The organism is Fischerella major NIES-592 (genome assembly GCF_001904645.1).
GTDB lineage: Bacteria > Cyanobacteriota > Cyanobacteriia > Cyanobacteriales > Nostocaceae > Fischerella > Fischerella thermalis.
The window spans coordinates 1-14,504 of sequence record NZ_MRCA01000013.1; the positions used below are offsets into that span (position 1 = coordinate 1).

A 14,504-nucleotide genomic window follows, 5' to 3' on the forward strand; every position below is an offset into this window, starting at 1 on the left:
TAAAGCACCTGGCGTCCAAGACTGCGACCCCCTCACCGCTACCGCGTCTACACACCCCTCACACTCCCCTTCGCCCCTAATCCCCAGAGGGGACCGGTGAGTTCCCCACCTCCCCACCTCGGTTAACTAACTTTAAATCTCATCTCAGAAATTAACATTGCTTCGTCTATGGGTATGTTTGTAGCTAGTCGCGTCAGGCTTTATTTTTGCGGATTATCTAGATTTGGTGCTTTGTTTAGCTTGACAATACACCTGAAAATTTGTGTGTAGGTATTTTAATGAAAACTTAAGATTTTTGAAATCTCGCCCATTGAAGAGCGATCGCACTTATTGTAGAAAGTGACTACTTAGGAAAACAGCTATTGTCTTCGTTAATTCAAGGAGCTGGAGTTTCATGACGATTTGGATGAACTTTCTGCGATCGCTATTGCTGACGATCATTTTTAGTTTTGTCGCACCTATGTTCTTGGTCGGCAGCATACTGTTAACTGTATCGCTAATGGGTCATATCCCCGTCTTACAAACTGTGACTGAAGCGATCGCTACTCCCATAATGCAGTTTCTCGCTATTTTTGGTAGTGGCAACGTGATCGGAGGATTATTTACTATTAGTTTGACCTGTAGCTTTGTTGGGGGACTGTTTGATACTTATGCTTATTATCGGTGTCAAATCTTACGTTAATTCCCTCTTGATCTGCGTGGTTCAAGGTAATAAGTACTTAAACAAAATTAATTACACAGATTATTTCTCTATTGCAATAGTGCCTATTGCCTGTCTCCACGAATGAATTTAATTTTGTCCAACAACTTATCGTTGAGGATAAAGATGCAGCCAGTAAAAGAAGATACCTCTGCTGTATGTGGGCGTGGACTCCCAGCTTTTTTCTCTACGCCAAAGGCATTCCCGTAGCTGACTTCCCCTACTGTTTCCACTTCGTAATGAGAGTACAGTTAGCTTGAGATCAGTGGAAGACAACAAGTTTAATATAGTCCAACTTTTAGATATAATTTAAATAGTCTTATTAATTTTAGCTGTGACATATACTTAAGTCGTCATCAAATCCAGCAAAATTTTTATAGATAAAAATTTTCTGTAATTGAGATTTTTAAGTGAAAAAATTGTTTATCTCTGCAACTGGGTAAATTGAATTAGAACCAAACTAAATTTTTTATGGTACAAAGCCTACAAGACTTTTGTAGACTTTTGTGTCTACACCCTTAATCGTGTGTGAAACAGATTAAACTTCAATAAGACACACGCAAACCATAAAAATTCCATTAAAATTCGGATTAGCACTTTTGCCTTTTATTGACTTTTAGAAGTATTATTGACTGCACATGGTTTGGCCTTTTAAGCCTAGATTTCGTAAACAAATAGCTCGAATTGAAATTACTGGTGCAATCGCTAGCAACACTCGCAAACGGGTACTAGAAGCCCTAGAAACCGTAGAAGAGAAAAAATTCCCAGCATTGCTGCTACGCATTGATAGTCCTGGCGGTACAGTCGGTGATTCCCAGGAAATCTACAGCGCCCTCAAACGCTTACGTGAAAAAGTCAAAATCGTAGCTAGTTTTGGCAATATTTCCGCGTCTGGCGGTGTGTACATTGGTATGGGGGCTGAACATATCATGGCTAACCCAGGAACAATTACGGGTAGCATTGGCGTGATTTTGCGCGGTAACAACTTAGAACGCTTGCTACAAAAAATCGGTGTTTCCTTCAAAGTAATTAAGTCTGGTCCTTACAAAGATATTTTGGCATTTGACCGAGAACTGACTGAACCAGAACAAAATATTTTGCAAGAATTGATTGATACTAGTTATCAACAGTTTGTGCAAACAGTTGCTGAAGCCAGGAATTTAGCAGTAGAAACTGTGAGAAGTTTTGCCGATGGTCGGATTTTTACTGGTCAGCAAGCCTTAGAATTGGGTATTGTAGACAGATTAGGAACAGAGGAAGATGCTCGTCGCTGGGCAGCTGAACTAGTTGGTCTTGATCCAGAAAAAACACCAGTCTTTACCCTAGAAGAACGCAAACCTCTGCTGAGTCGCTTACTTCCAGGGAACAGCCAGGCTGCATCTGGAATTAGCTGGCTAGAATTTGAAATGTCTACAAGTGGTCTACCTTTGTGGTTGTATAGACCATAAAAAAGTCAAGTATCCATTGTCAAATGTCCATAGCATAAAGTTTTGACGATTGACCCTTGACGATTGACAATTGACAACTGACTAAATTAAGGAGGATAAATGGTAGAGTGGCGAACGCGTGCTATTCGCGGCGCAACAACCGTTTCAGAAAATACGGTTGAGGCAATGCGAGAATCAGTAATGGAACTATTAGATGAGTTGGAAAAACGCAATCAGCTGCATCCTTCAGATATCATTAGCATTACTTTTACAGTCACACAGGATTTGAATGCAATTTTTCCTGCTGCTATAGCACGCCAACGCCCTCACTGGGATACTGTCGCTATGTTAGATGTCCAACAAATGCATGTCAAAGGCAGTTTGACACGCTGCATTCGGTTTTTAGTCCATGCTTATTTACCAGAATCTGCCTCAGTGTCTCATATCTATTTACGTCATGCCCAAAACTTGCGTCCTGATTGGGTTATACCCCTAGCGCACCGGGATTAAACCAGCCTCCTCTATAACCCTTTGTCCTTGATCGGTCAACAAAAGATTTGTATAAGCTTCTCCTGCTTGCTGTTGTTGACCATTGTTCTGTTTAGTAATCACGTACAATTTGGTAGTTATTGGATAAGTGCCGTTATTAATAATCTCCGTATTTACTTGATTGCGCTGTTGCGGACACTGATTTTTTGCTACTAATGGTTTAACGTAGGGTGAAGCTAATTTTGTGGGAACTAAACCCACATCTAGAAGTTTGACCGTACATTGAGGTACTATTGTCCGAGCCACAGCGTAATAAATACTGCCAGGAGTTTGATTAACTCGGCCCAGCGCTTTTGTAGGAGAGTAGACGTACTGGATATTAGAAGCAAAAGTTTGCGGGTCTAATATTTAATATTTGCTTGTCAGCAGAGATGACTGTATCTGCACTCTCTGAACGCCCAGCAAAGGCGGTAATTGCTAGATCGGGACCACCTACTTGCTGCCAATTATTGATTTTTCCGGAATAAATCTGCTGTAATTGTTCCACCGTTATACCTGAAACTTGCAGTGATGCAAGCGTGAAACCTCGCTGTCGAGCAATTTCCTCTTCTGCGGTGGTGGGGGGACGAGAAGATTCCACAAAGTCCAATTCCCCATCTAGTAACATTTGAATTCCCGACCCAGAACCGGGACTGCTGCTGATGGGGTCTACATAACCTAATTGTAGTTCCGGGCGAATGTCTTGGATCTGGTGGTTGTCAGCTATTGGTCTGTACAGATGGTGGCTCCTACTCCGAAAGTGCAAGACTTGCAATTACACAAACATGTCTCTCCCTAAGCATGGAGTGGAAATTTTAACGTTTTTAAACGCAAAGTTTCGCAAAGGGAACGCAAAGGATCGCAGAGTTTGGCAATTTTGTACTAGGTTTTGAGCATCACTAATTTATGTTCGTCGAGCGATCGATTCTGGTTTGGTTGGACACTATCTCTATAAATCAAAAACGCTACAATTGCAACCACAACTAAGTTAGTAATGAGCAGTACTATAGTACTCCACATCCAAATTTTCATCTTCATCACCGATGCTGACTTTAGCTAGTGAATAGTGGTTAGTGGTGATAAGCCCACTACCAACTATTAACTGTTGTACGGAAGAAGAATTTGTACGAAAAAATTTTTGTTTAATCTAAAGATACATGTTACAAGACTACGCTCCTACTCCGTCGGTTTTTTTCGATGAAAACGAATTCCTAAAAAAATGTCGTAAAGGAAATCAAAAAAATCTTTTTTTTGGAGTAATCCTAAAGATTGATAACAACCTTTTTGATCTAACAGAGGTTTCATGAGATAGTATGTAGGCTGATAATTGTACCAAGGAATAGAAGGCCACAAATGATGAATTAAGTGGTAGTTCTGTCCGAGAATCAAAATGTTGAGAATTGGGTTAGCGTAGACACGAGCATTTTTCCAGCGATCGCGTTCAGCAAAAGGACGATGGGGCAAATAATCAAAAAACAATCCCAAAGCTAACCCGACGATGCCAGAAGGTACAAACCAAAAGTTGAGAATGTAACCTAAAAAATGGTAATGAACTGAGGCAAAGACAATTGCCACCACAAATAAACGACTGAGAAACCATTCAAGAAGTTCATACTTGCGCCAGAGACGTCGTTTAAAGAAAAACACCTCGTGGTAGAAAAAACGCACTGCGATTAACCACAGGGGGCCACCTGTAGAAACAAAATGATCCGGGTCGTTTTTTGGATCGTTGACATGAGCATGATGCTGCAAATGTACCCGTGTAAATACTGGAAAAGCAAAAGCTAGCATCAAAGCGCTACCATGCCCCAACATCGCATTAATTATCTTGTTGCGATGGGCAGACTGGTGACAGGCATCATGAATTACCGTACCGGAAATATGTAGGGCAATGATGTTCATGACAAATGATATCCAGTGCGGCCAGTGCCAAACCCAGTAACCAAGGCAAGATAACACAACAATCGCCACAGCTGCCAAAAACATCAGCAGCGTCGGATTAAGACCACCGGGAGGCGCTAACACTTCTTTGGGGGGGACTGTCAGTGGCTTGTTTGCCTCCGACGTCAGCATCGTGAACTCCTTAATTAATCAAATTTTGCTAGTAAATAAAGACAGCTATGCTGAAGGCAGCTATGCTGAAGGATAAATGACTTCTTCACCCTTGAGAATTCATAATTCATAATTCATAATTCATCCTCCTTGGCAATTGGCTGTTGGTCAAGAGATTTCATTTTTTATAGGGCAAGGGGGAAGGCTAAAGGGGTAAAGTAAAAAACATTCCCCTTCATTTTTCCTCCAGAGGAAAAGTGATAGCACTAAATCCGCTCTAAAAAATAATAAAGTTTTAAAGTTTTGTGTAGCAAGATTTATCGATAATCTTCGCATATTATGGGCAAAATAACGGTATGATTCGAGTCAAAGCTTCTGGCTTTGACCCTTAAGCTGCTATGAGTTCCCGCCATTAAATCAGTGAACAGTGAACAGTTATCAGTGAACATTGATAAAACTGACAACTGATAACTGATAACTGATAACTGAATTTGTCAGCCTCTATGCAATTAAAAGACTCTTTACGCCGAACCAAAATTGTTGCCACCATTGGCCCTGCTACCAGCAGTCCAGAAATGCTCAAAGCTATTATTGAAGCTGGTGCAACAACGTTGCGATTGAACTTTTCCCACGGTTCTCATGCTGACCATCAGCGCAACATTCGCCTAATTAGACAAACAGCCTTTGAGCTTAATCAACCAGTGGGAATTCTCCAAGACTTGCAAGGACCGAAAATTCGCTTGGGCAAGTTTGAGAATGGGTCGATAGTGCTAGCAAAGGGCGATCGCTTTACATTAACTAATCGTCCAGTAGTTGGTACACAAGAAATTAGCTGCGTTACCTATGATTATTTAGCAGAGGAAGTGCCTGTAGGAGCAAGGATTCTCCTTGATGACGGGCGCGTCGAAATGATCGTAGAGGATATTGAAAAAGAAAAAGGCGATCTCCACTGTCGTGTTACCGTCCCTGGGACTCTTTCCAATAACAAGGGCGTAAACTTTCCTGGAGTCTACCTTTCGATCAAAGCCTTGACCGACAAAGACCGTGAAGATCTAATGTTTGGTCTAGATCAAGGTGTGGACTGGGTGGCACTTTCCTTTGTTCGCAATCCCCAGGATGTGATGGAAATTAAGGAACTAATTTCTAGCACAGGCAAAAATGTTCCAGTGATTGCCAAAATCGAAAAGCACGAAGCCATCGAACAAATGGAAGCTATTTTGGCTTTGTGTGATGGCGTAATGGTTGCTAGAGGCGATTTAGGGGTAGAACTGCCAGCAGAAGATGTTCCCATGCTGCAAAAGCGATTAATTGCTACTGCTAATCGTTTGGGAATTCCCATCATTACTGCCACCCAGATGTTAGACAGCATGGTCAATAATCCCCGTCCTACCCGTGCCGAAGTGTCGGATGTGGCCAATGCGATTTTAGATGGTACGGATGCGGTGATGCTCTCCAATGAAACTGCTGTGGGCAAATTCCCAGTCGAAGCTGTGGCGACTATGGCACGGATTGCGGAAAAAATCGAGCAAGAAAACATCCAAAACAACAACGCTAGCCAAGTTAGAGACCGCAAACGTTCTATTCCTAACGCGATTAGCCAAGCAGTAGGACAAATCGCTCAACAATTGGGAGCCGCAGCCATTATGAGCTTGACTCAAACAGGCTCTACAGCTCGCAATGTTTCCAAATTCCGTCCTTCGACACCAATCTTGGCTATCACACCCCATGTTAATGTCGCTAGACAACTGCAACTAGTATGGGGAGTCAAGCCGTTATTGGTGCTAGAATTGCCCTCCACTGGTCAAACGTTCCAAGCAGCAATTAACGTAGCCTTAGAAAATAATCTGGTTTTTGAGGGAGATTTGGTAGTCATGACCGCCGGTACACTCCAAGGCGTTTCTGGCTCCACGGATTTGATTAAAGTAGAAGTTGTGACAGCTGTATTGGGACGGGGAATTGGACTTGGACAAGGTTCAGTCAGTGGTCGTGCCAGGGTAGCACACACTAGCATGGATGTGAGTAACTTTAATCCTGGTGATATTTTGGTTGCACCCCGGACTAGTGCCGATTTTGTCGAAGTAATTCGCAAATCCGCAGGTATTATTACTGAGGAAGAGAGTCTCACTTGTCACGCCGCAGTGATTGGTTTGCGTCTCGGTGTTCCTGTGATCGTTGGCGTCAAGAAAGCAACACAGGTAATTCGAGATGGATCGATTCTGACAATGGATATGCAACGGGGTTTAGTTTACTCTGGGGCAGTGGGAACTCCATAGAAAGGATGAAGGATGAAGTGCTAAAGCTATCAAAATTTTTGTCCTTCATCCTTTTTGCTTTATATTAAGAATGCTTCAGTTATTATCGTTCTTGACAAATCTCAATTTGTAACATATCAGGATCATATCTGTTAGCAATTTTAGGATTTTTGGAGACAAAGCCTATTATTTGTTGATTTTTAATTAGTAATGGTGGGTGTTCGGCGCGAGGATTATATGCACTTTGCTCAGAATATCTATCACCATATTTTCCGTACCGATTAAAAATTCCATTGCCGTAACGACTGCCATAATCACCATATCTGTTACAGATTGAATCTGAGTCATAGCGGTTAGGACTTACAATACCCAAAAAAGTTCTATCTTGTGCCATTATTACTACCTGTGCCAAAGCAGTAGTAGGCGTAAGAGTTGCCAAAGTAAGGCTTAAACTTAAGATGCCTCTTTTCATATCTAAAAACTCAGCAGAAGTGCTACACTATTTATTCAGCTTGCACGACAAACTCTATAGGCAACCTCAGCAAAATCACAAAATAGTCTATGAAGATTTAGTTGCGAGTAAACCTCACCACTTAGCCTTAATTCATTGTTTATAAAAATTTTTTGAGTACTTCTACTGTTGCTAGTCCTGTCTTTTCCCAGCTAAATTGATTTGCCCTGGTGATGCTAGCCATAGATAGGCGATCGCGAAGTTGAGTATTAGTAGCAATTTTAGCCATTGTTTCTGTAATTTCTCTGATATTGTAGGGGTCGATGAGAATCGCAGCATCACCAGCAACTTCTGGGAGAGAGGAAATATTAGAGGTAATCACAGGAGTACCGCAGGCCATTGCTTCTAGAACTGGGAAACCAAAACCCTCCCAGAGACTAGGAAATACGAGTGCGATCGCCCCACTGATAATTTTTGGTAATTCGCCATAGGGAACGTAGTCCAAAAATTTGACTTGCTTACCTATACCCAATTCCTCTATTTGCGCTTGCAACAGGGGAGTATAACGTTTATCCTGTGGCCCCGCTAACCACAATTGGTAATCAAAATGATTTGGTAAACCTGCAAAAGCAGCAATCAGTCTATATAGGTTCTTATGGGGATCATGTCTACCAATGTAGAGAAAGTAAGGGCAAGATTTTGATGACGCGGCTATGGAAACACACGAGATATGAGAAGACAAAGAAGAAAGACAACTTCCTTGTCCTCCTTGTCCCCATGTTCCCATATCTTCCCTAACAGGTCGAAAATGATTAACATCATATGCCAAGAGAATAGGCGTAATTTTCCTAGCAGAAACCTGGTAAAAATCGGTAATATCTTTGGCTGTAGCTTGGGAATTACAAATAATATGTTGCGCCTGCTGAAGAACTTGGGGAATATAGTGGCGAAAGTAGGGTGTCAGGGGCGAAAAGCGCTTAGGAAAACGCAATGGAATTAAGTCGTGAACCATCACAACAAAACGACAATTAGAATAAAGCGGTGCTTCTGGAAGAGGGGAAAAAATCAGTTGAGATTTTAAATTTTTATATATTTTTGGTAATTTAAACTGTGTCCATAGCAAGCGATCAAAATGTCCTTTTGTCCCATCCGCAGGGGTAAGATTACCAGGAATTGAGTAACATTTAAATTCTGGATAATTTAGGGCTGTTAATAAGGTGGGATCAAGAGGTTTTAAATAAGGAAAAATATTTTTGGCATAGTTACTTATACCTGTAGGCCGAGAAAATACCACAGATAAATTAATTAATAAATTGCTCATTTATCCAAACTTACTTCGCTCATAAATTTCATGATATGTTATTTGACAGTTTACTGAAAATAGAGTGAAAACTCCATAAATGTTCACTGATTAACTCTTTTCCACCAATAAATCAAAACTCCATATATTTTTCCCAATCCTATCTCAGGCTTGATGAACATCAAAACTAACGCATAAAAAACCAGTCTGATTAATCTCAAGCTAAAAACTAGTTGATTTGTATATCTATCTAAACTTAACAAATAACCATAAGTACTATTTTTGATTTTGCGGAAGACGTATTTATTAGTTATAGAAGACGGTTGATGTATGACTCCAAATTTCTGAGTGACTGCGATTAAATGTCCTTGTTGAGCGTAACGTTGGCAAAAATCAAAGTCTTCATAATAAAGAAAGTAATTAGGGTCAAATAAAGGGCATTCCCTAAATTTGCACAGATTAATTATGAAGCTACAACCTGTTACCCAATCACATTGAACATAATCTTGGTCTTGCTCTGTGAATATATTTCGACTTGAAATTTCACCCGTTTTAACATTAAAATAACCTCCTGTAAACCAAACTTCACCAGTAGGAGTATGAATCATTGTGCCAAGAATAGAAATTTCAGGATGGGATGTAAAAAATGATTGAACTTTCTCTAAATCAGTTTCTATGAAATATGCGTCCGGATTAATTATCCAAACAATTGCCTGTGGTTCTTCAGCGTATATAAATTTCAGACCAAGATTACAGGCGTTACCAAACCCCAAATTCTTGGCAGCATTCAAGATAATTACGTTCTCATCTTTGAGATTAGAAATAGAATTATCATCAGAAGAGTTGTTGATAATAATTACTTTGAAATCTAAATTTTTCTCACTGGGTAGAGAACTGATTAATTTAGCAATAAGATTTGTTGAATAATAGTTGACTGTTAAAAAATAAATCACGTTAATTCAATTTGACTGATCTATTAATAGATTTTGCTAATTCTAGTTCACTTTCAACTTTATCAATAGCAGCATAAGCAGCAGCATTGATAATGATTTGTGGTTGCTTTTCTCTAATTAAATTACACACAGTATCTGCTGAGTAATATCTACAGTAGGACGTGCAATTGAAATTACATTTACGTAGGTTGATAAACTTTGTTGCAGTTCTTTGCCTTATTGATCATTACTACCGATTAGTAGAATTAATTTACTTATAAATTGATGTTTACATTAATACTTACGCTCTCATGATTTTGAAAAATTGTTGATTTTTAAGGTTTTTTTAATCTTCAGTCAGCGGATATCATGATGTGAACAATGAACAAGGATATAAGCGGATAGCGATCGCCTTTTTCATGATTAGTACAAAAATCCAGTCGTACTGCTGCAACCTTGTGTTTTATTTATTCTATTTTTTACACTATGTTACACATCTTGTTATGTTTTATTGATATAATCATGTCCGTGTGTTCCCTTTTTATATTTTGTTAGACCTCAGCTACAAAAATTACTGTTTTTTATAGTCTTGTTTGTTGTTTGATATTTAAATACCAACACTGTAGAACTACTTTGCCATTATTACAGTGAAATAGGCAGTTGATTAAGTGTTTTCTAGCCTCAAATTTTAGGAAAACATGCTACAGGTTCGCTACGATAAAAATCATCTACTTCATAGCCAAAATTGCTGATTGCGTATAAACTTCGGACTCTTTCAAAGGTTTACCTGCTTTGTCTTTAGTAGATAAGATGGGTGATGTGGTGAGACACCAATCTATCGCAAGTCGGGATCATTCCAAAGGATGCATCGCCTATATTGGGTGCGTAAGAGTCTGTGGTTTTATAGAAGACTTTAGCAACTTTTGAAAATACAACAAATCTGTGAGCAAAGCCTGGTGGTATCCAGAGTTGGCGTTTGTTCTCGTTACTAAGTTAACAACCTATCCACTTACCAAAAGCCGACGATCTTTTTCTGATACCTACAGAAAAGTCCAATATACTACAGATTACGACTCTGACTAACTTTTCCTGTGGTTGTCGAATTTGGTAATGTAAACGACGCAAAACGTTTTGTTTGGAGTAAGAATTGTTGTCTGGAACAAAGTTAAATAAATTACCATTTGCTTCAGGAAATTTTTGGCAATTGTAGCTTTCCCAAAAGCCACTATCATCTTGGAAGACTTGAGGTTCAATGATGAGAATATCAGGAATTTCAGTACGAATAATCTTTATGATAGTAGAAAATATATTGGGTTAGATAGTATATAAATTTACTATAAAATGAATGAACAAAATATAGTAACAACACACTCAAAATTAATTTTCAATTATCCTCTAGATTGCAGCTAGTTGAGCTAGTCAAATTTATGACACAACCTTGGTATTGGCGATCGCTTCCTTTAGAAAATCGCACTGGTTCTCATATTTTTACCGCTTTATTTGGTTCTACACAGACATCAGGAATAGCAACTTTATTAGAAAGCCCATACCCAACACCCACAGATAACCCTCAATTAGCGCGTTATTCTATTTGTGCAGGTACTCCTCGGTACGTGGATGGACACCTCCAAATGTGGACTCCTACGCTGGGAAATGTTTTACCATTTTTGGAACAGTTATTGCAAGAAAAAGTAGGTAGAGTAAGAAGACAAGGAGGACAAGGGGGAGAAAATACTTTTCACACCCCTCACACCCCTCACACTCGCCCCACTCCCCCCACCTGCCCACCACCCCACCTTCCCTTCAGGGGTGGTTGGCTCGGTTGGTTGGGATATGATATCGCCAGAGAAATTGAGCAGTTACCCTACACTAAATCTGATTCATTGCCATTTCCAGTTGCTTTTTGGTACGAACCAGACAGTTTTGCTGTTTTGGATCATTGGGATCAAATCTTATGGTTAGCCGCCAGTAGTTCCGATGGGTTGGATGAGTTAGAGAGGAAACTCGAACAGGAAGATGATGGGGAGATGGAGAAAATCCACCCCACCACCCCACCACCCCACCAACCCATCCTCCCCACCCTCCGCTTCCACAGTTCACAAGAAGAATACGAAGCAGCAGTTAACAGTGCCAAAAAATACATTCAGGCTGGAGACATCTTTCAGACTAATTTGTCGTTGCGGTTTGAAACGCAAACAACAGCTTCTGGTTGGGAAATATATCGTGCTTTGCAGCAGATCAATCCTTCTCCCTTTGCTTGCTATTTCCAAACCCCTTGGGGGGAAGTGATTAGCTGTTCACCAGAGAGATTAGTGAAGTCACAAAGACATACAGACACGACATTTCACGTTTCCACCAGGCCGATCGCAGGGACGCGATCGCGTGGAATCATTCCAGAACAAGATCAAAAATTAGCAGAAGATTTACTCAATAACACCAAAGAGCGTGCCGAACATATCATGTTGGTAGATTTAGAACGCAATGATTTAGGACGGGTGTGTGAATGGGGAAGTGTGAAGGTTGATGAATTATTGACTATTGAGCGATATAGCCACGTTATGCATCTCGTCAGCAACATTACAGGTATTCTCAGAGATGATATTAGTTCTGTTGACTTGATTCGTGCCGTATTTCCCGGTGGTACAATCACAGGCTGTCCCAAAGTCCGCTGTATGGAAATCATCGAAGAACTAGAACCTGTACGGCGTAGCTTGTTCTATGGTTCCTGCGGTTACTTGGATTGGCAGGGTAACTTGGATTTAAACATCTTGATTCGCACCCTGCTGTTGGTTCCCTCGAACTCAGGAGTAGAGGGAGTAGGGGAAGTATGGGGAGTAGAAGAAAATACTTCTCACACTCCCCACACTCCTGATACTTTCCACACTTCCTCCACCCCATCACTCAACACCGTCTGGGGACAAGTGGGAGCGGGAGTTGTCGCAGACAGCGATCCCGAACGAGAATGGCACGAATCTTTACATAAAGCTCAGGCACAACTACAGGCGCTAGCAACCGTTTTTGGGGATCGGGGAATGGGGGAGTATGAGGAGTATGAGAAGTATGAGAAGTATGAGGAGTATGAGGAGTAAATAAAAAAAAACCACTAACAACCAACAACCAACAATCAACAACCAACGAACCTTGTTCTTTTCGATCCCAGTTCTACAGAAAGTCTATTCTTAAGGTTGTTGGCGAATTTGTATAACAAAAAGACGGCAATTATGGCAGCATTGGTAAAGGGGAAACAAACAGAGGATGAGAGCAAAACAGGAAGGAATGGGCAAATTTTCCTTTCGTGTCTCTACTTCGCCAAAACCTCTGTGAACTTTACCCCAAAAGCTAATGCCATTTAGTGACAACGGCAATATGCCTTAGCTACGCATTACTATCGGTTTGGTAAAAGGTTAAATCAGTGAACAGTGAACAGTGTAGACGCGCTCATAGGCTTGTTGTAGGGTACAGTTATCAGGCGTATGGTAGGGGTATGTTACCCGCAACCAACGCCTAACACCCATTATTGGGGGACTTATACTCAGTGATAAATGCTGATAACTGATGACTGATAACTGATAACTGTTAAATGCTAAAGGGTAAAGGCTTCTCAACTCCCTTTGCTCTTTCCCCTTTACCTTTAATTCATGCAAATGAAACCGTTAGCCTTACCAATCTTGGCATTCAACTGCGAAAACATACTATCTATTCTTACCTTCAAGTATTAAATGAACCTAGAAAACTCAGAAACTTACATAAATCATCCAACTTGGGGTTTGCTCTTTAGGATCTGTATGGTGGATGAAAACCAAGAGTTATTCACTACACTGTATGCTCAGCGCCTATTTTTTTTAGTAATATCCGATGCTAAAGGTGTCAAATTTCAGCCGATAGGACGTACTGAAGCGAGAATGCTGCTAGAAAATCGCCTGCGTAACCTACGTCGTGCTGGACAAACCCAGGAGTACGATCAGTTGCAGAGTATCTTCCAACGCACCTTCCAATGAGCGGCTCGATTAGTGAACGTATTAATACTGTGCGCACACAACTACCACCTTCAGTCCGGTTGATAGCTGTCACCAAGCAAGTCCCAAGTGATGTAATTCGTGCTGCCTATACTGCGGGAATTCGAGATTTTGGTGAAAATCGCATTCAAGAAGCGATCGCAAAACAAGCTGAGTTACAAGACTTATCTGATATCACTTGGCATTTTATCGGACACTTGCAAAGCAATAAAGCCAAAAAAGCCTTAGAAAATTTTCAGTGGATTCACTCAGTAGATAATTTGAAGCTGGCACAGCGCTTGAACGAATTAGCGCAGCAAATAGGTATTAGTCCCTATGTGTGTCTGCAAGTCAAAATCCTTCCTGATCCTAATAAGTCGGGTTGGAGTGTGCCTCAACTTTTAGCTGACCTACCAACATTGAATCAATACAAAAATTTACAAATTCAAGGTTTGATGACAATTCCGCCTCTAGGATTAAATGACCAAGAAATTATGGCAGTGTTTAATCGCACACGCGAACTAGCACAAGAAATCCGGGAACAAAACTGGCCCTATATTCAAATGCATCATCTATCGATGGGAATGTCAGGTGATTATCAACTAGCCGTAGAAGCAGGTGCAACGATGGTGCGTTTGGGAACAATCTTGTTTGGAGAGCGTGGTAATTAGATTGGAGTAGGGATTGGGATATAGAATTCAATGAACAGTCATCAGACCTATCGTAGGGATTAAACAATTTTGGATTGATTCCACATATGAACTTTGAACTTCCTAATCCGAATTATTAGTCAGAGTCCGCACTAAAAACACCTTCTAATTAGCGGAGGACTCGCACCCAGTAATCAAACTGATGACTGTAAAATCT

General features: G+C 40.6%; 13 protein-coding genes and 2 pseudogenes. 7 read left to right on the forward strand and 8 right to left on the reverse strand.

The window, feature by feature from the left end; all coding sequences use genetic code 11:
* The first annotated feature begins 394 nt into the window (after nucleotides 1-394).
* The 3 genes from NIES592_RS19045 (at nucleotide 395) to aroH (ending at nucleotide 2,637) form a co-directional block, all read left to right on the forward strand.
* On the forward strand, nucleotides 395-682 hold the full coding sequence (locus NIES592_RS19045; protein WP_009756853.1) for a hypothetical protein: 288 nt from the start codon (nucleotides 395-397) through the stop codon (nucleotides 680-682).
* 656 nt (nucleotides 683-1,338) lie between these two features.
* Nucleotides 1,339-2,148 (forward strand): signal peptide peptidase SppA, encoded by an 810-nt coding sequence (gene sppA, locus NIES592_RS19050; protein ID WP_009756852.1) that lies wholly within the window; start codon nucleotides 1,339-1,341, stop codon nucleotides 2,146-2,148.
* Nucleotides 2,149-2,247: 99 nt separating this feature from the next.
* Nucleotides 2,248-2,637 carry a chorismate mutase gene (gene aroH / locus NIES592_RS19055; protein ID WP_009756851.1) on the forward strand — a complete coding sequence of 130 codons (390 nt, stop codon included), beginning with the start codon at nucleotides 2,248-2,250 and terminating at the stop codon, nucleotides 2,635-2,637.
* Here aroH and NIES592_RS26330 read toward each other — a convergent pair.
* The 3 genes and pseudogenes from NIES592_RS26330 to crtR form a co-directional block, all read right to left on the reverse strand.
* Nucleotides 2,620-3,388 (reverse strand): annotated as a pseudogene (locus NIES592_RS26330) (PstS family phosphate ABC transporter substrate-binding protein); the annotation flags it as partial. The gene aroH and the pseudogene NIES592_RS26330 sit on opposite strands and share 18 nt — an antisense overlap.
* Nucleotides 3,389-3,537: 149 nt before the next feature.
* Nucleotides 3,538-3,687: a hypothetical protein gene (locus NIES592_RS25370; protein WP_218600604.1), complete on the reverse strand. Its 150-nt coding sequence runs from the start codon at nucleotides 3,685-3,687 to the stop codon at nucleotides 3,538-3,540.
* A gap of 144 nt (nucleotides 3,688-3,831) precedes the next feature.
* Nucleotides 3,832-4,728 (reverse strand): beta-carotene hydroxylase, encoded by an 897-nt coding sequence (gene crtR / locus NIES592_RS19065; protein ID WP_073556583.1) that lies wholly within the window; start codon nucleotides 4,726-4,728, stop codon nucleotides 3,832-3,834.
* A gap of 482 nt (nucleotides 4,729-5,210) precedes the next feature.
* On the opposite strand from crtR, the gene pyk reads away from it, so the two are divergent.
* On the forward strand, nucleotides 5,211-6,980 hold the full coding sequence (gene pyk, locus NIES592_RS19070) for a pyruvate kinase (RefSeq protein WP_009756846.1): 1,770 nt from the start codon (nucleotides 5,211-5,213) through the stop codon (nucleotides 6,978-6,980).
* Nucleotides 6,981-7,062: 82 nt separating this feature from the next.
* Here the strand turns inward: pyk and NIES592_RS19075 are convergent, their stop codons facing one another.
* The 5 genes and pseudogenes from NIES592_RS19075 to rfbC all read right to left on the reverse strand — a co-directional run bounded on the left by NIES592_RS19075 (nucleotide 7,063) and on the right by rfbC (nucleotide 10,935).
* Nucleotides 7,063-7,431 (reverse strand): hypothetical protein, encoded by a 369-nt coding sequence (locus tag NIES592_RS19075; RefSeq protein WP_084552350.1) that lies wholly within the window; start codon nucleotides 7,429-7,431, stop codon nucleotides 7,063-7,065.
* A 139-nt stretch (nucleotides 7,432-7,570) separates the two neighbouring features.
* Nucleotides 7,571-8,731 carry a glycosyltransferase family 4 protein gene (locus tag NIES592_RS19080; RefSeq protein WP_073556584.1) on the reverse strand — a complete coding sequence of 387 codons (1,161 nt, stop codon included), beginning with the start codon at nucleotides 8,729-8,731 and terminating at the stop codon, nucleotides 7,571-7,573.
* 83 nt (nucleotides 8,732-8,814) lie between these two features.
* Nucleotides 8,815-9,663 (reverse strand): glycosyltransferase, encoded by an 849-nt coding sequence (locus NIES592_RS19085; protein WP_073556585.1) that lies wholly within the window; start codon nucleotides 9,661-9,663, stop codon nucleotides 8,815-8,817.
* Nucleotide 9,664: 1 nt separating this feature from the next.
* The gene (locus tag NIES592_RS26335; RefSeq protein WP_371915111.1) at nucleotides 9,665-9,793 is read right to left on the reverse strand and encodes a sugar nucleotide-binding protein; all 129 of its coding nucleotides are present in this window, start codon (nucleotides 9,791-9,793) and stop codon (nucleotides 9,665-9,667) included.
* A gap of 577 nt (nucleotides 9,794-10,370) precedes the next feature.
* Nucleotides 10,371-10,935 (reverse strand): annotated as a pseudogene (gene rfbC, locus NIES592_RS25375) (dTDP-4-dehydrorhamnose 3,5-epimerase).
* A gap of 134 nt (nucleotides 10,936-11,069) precedes the next feature.
* On the opposite strand from rfbC, the gene NIES592_RS19100 reads away from it, so the two are divergent.
* The 3 genes from NIES592_RS19100 to NIES592_RS19115 all read left to right on the forward strand — a co-directional run bounded on the left by NIES592_RS19100 (nucleotide 11,070) and on the right by NIES592_RS19115 (nucleotide 14,308).
* A complete protein-coding gene (locus NIES592_RS19100) occupies nucleotides 11,070-12,731 on the forward strand; it encodes an anthranilate synthase component I (protein ID WP_073556586.1) in 1,662 nt (553 codons plus the stop codon).
* A 630-nt stretch (nucleotides 12,732-13,361) separates the two neighbouring features.
* Complete coding sequence (pipX, locus tag NIES592_RS19110) at nucleotides 13,362-13,640, forward strand: transcriptional coactivator PipX (RefSeq protein WP_073556587.1); 279 nt, start codon at nucleotides 13,362-13,364, stop codon at nucleotides 13,638-13,640.
* The gene (locus NIES592_RS19115) at nucleotides 13,637-14,308 is read left to right on the forward strand and encodes a YggS family pyridoxal phosphate-dependent enzyme (RefSeq protein WP_073556588.1); all 672 of its coding nucleotides are present in this window, start codon (nucleotides 13,637-13,639) and stop codon (nucleotides 14,306-14,308) included. The genes pipX and NIES592_RS19115 overlap by 4 nt, the downstream gene beginning before the upstream one ends.
* Nucleotides 14,309-14,504 lie beyond the last annotated feature (196 nt).

What these genes read in the sequence shown, in the direction of transcription:
- NIES592_RS25370 (WP_218600604.1), bottom strand. Translation starts at nt 3,687, where the DNA reads ATGAAAATTTGGATGTGGAGTACTATAGTACTGCTCATTACTAACTTA.
- NIES592_RS19100 (WP_073556586.1), top strand. Translation starts at nt 11,070, where the DNA reads ATGACACAACCTTGGTATTGGCGATCGCTTCCTTTAGAAAATCGCACT.
- aroH (WP_009756851.1), top strand. Translation starts at nt 2,248, where the DNA reads ATGGTAGAGTGGCGAACGCGTGCTATTCGCGGCGCAACAACCGTTTCA.
- sppA (WP_009756852.1), top strand. Translation starts at nt 1,339, where the DNA reads ATGGTTTGGCCTTTTAAGCCTAGATTTCGTAAACAAATAGCTCGAATT.
- NIES592_RS19115 (WP_073556588.1), top strand. Translation starts at nt 13,637, where the DNA reads ATGAGCGGCTCGATTAGTGAACGTATTAATACTGTGCGCACACAACTA.
- crtR (WP_073556583.1), bottom strand. Translation starts at nt 4,728, where the DNA reads ATGCTGACGTCGGAGGCAAACAAGCCACTGACAGTCCCCCCCAAAGAA.
- NIES592_RS19045 (WP_009756853.1), top strand. Translation starts at nt 395, where the DNA reads ATGACGATTTGGATGAACTTTCTGCGATCGCTATTGCTGACGATCATT.
- pipX (WP_073556587.1), top strand. Translation starts at nt 13,362, where the DNA reads ATGAACCTAGAAAACTCAGAAACTTACATAAATCATCCAACTTGGGGT.
- NIES592_RS19080 (WP_073556584.1), bottom strand. Translation starts at nt 8,731, where the DNA reads ATGAGCAATTTATTAATTAATTTATCTGTGGTATTTTCTCGGCCTACA.
- NIES592_RS19075 (WP_084552350.1), bottom strand. Translation starts at nt 7,431, where the DNA reads ATGAAAAGAGGCATCTTAAGTTTAAGCCTTACTTTGGCAACTCTTACG.
- pyk (WP_009756846.1), top strand. Translation starts at nt 5,211, where the DNA reads ATGCAATTAAAAGACTCTTTACGCCGAACCAAAATTGTTGCCACCATT.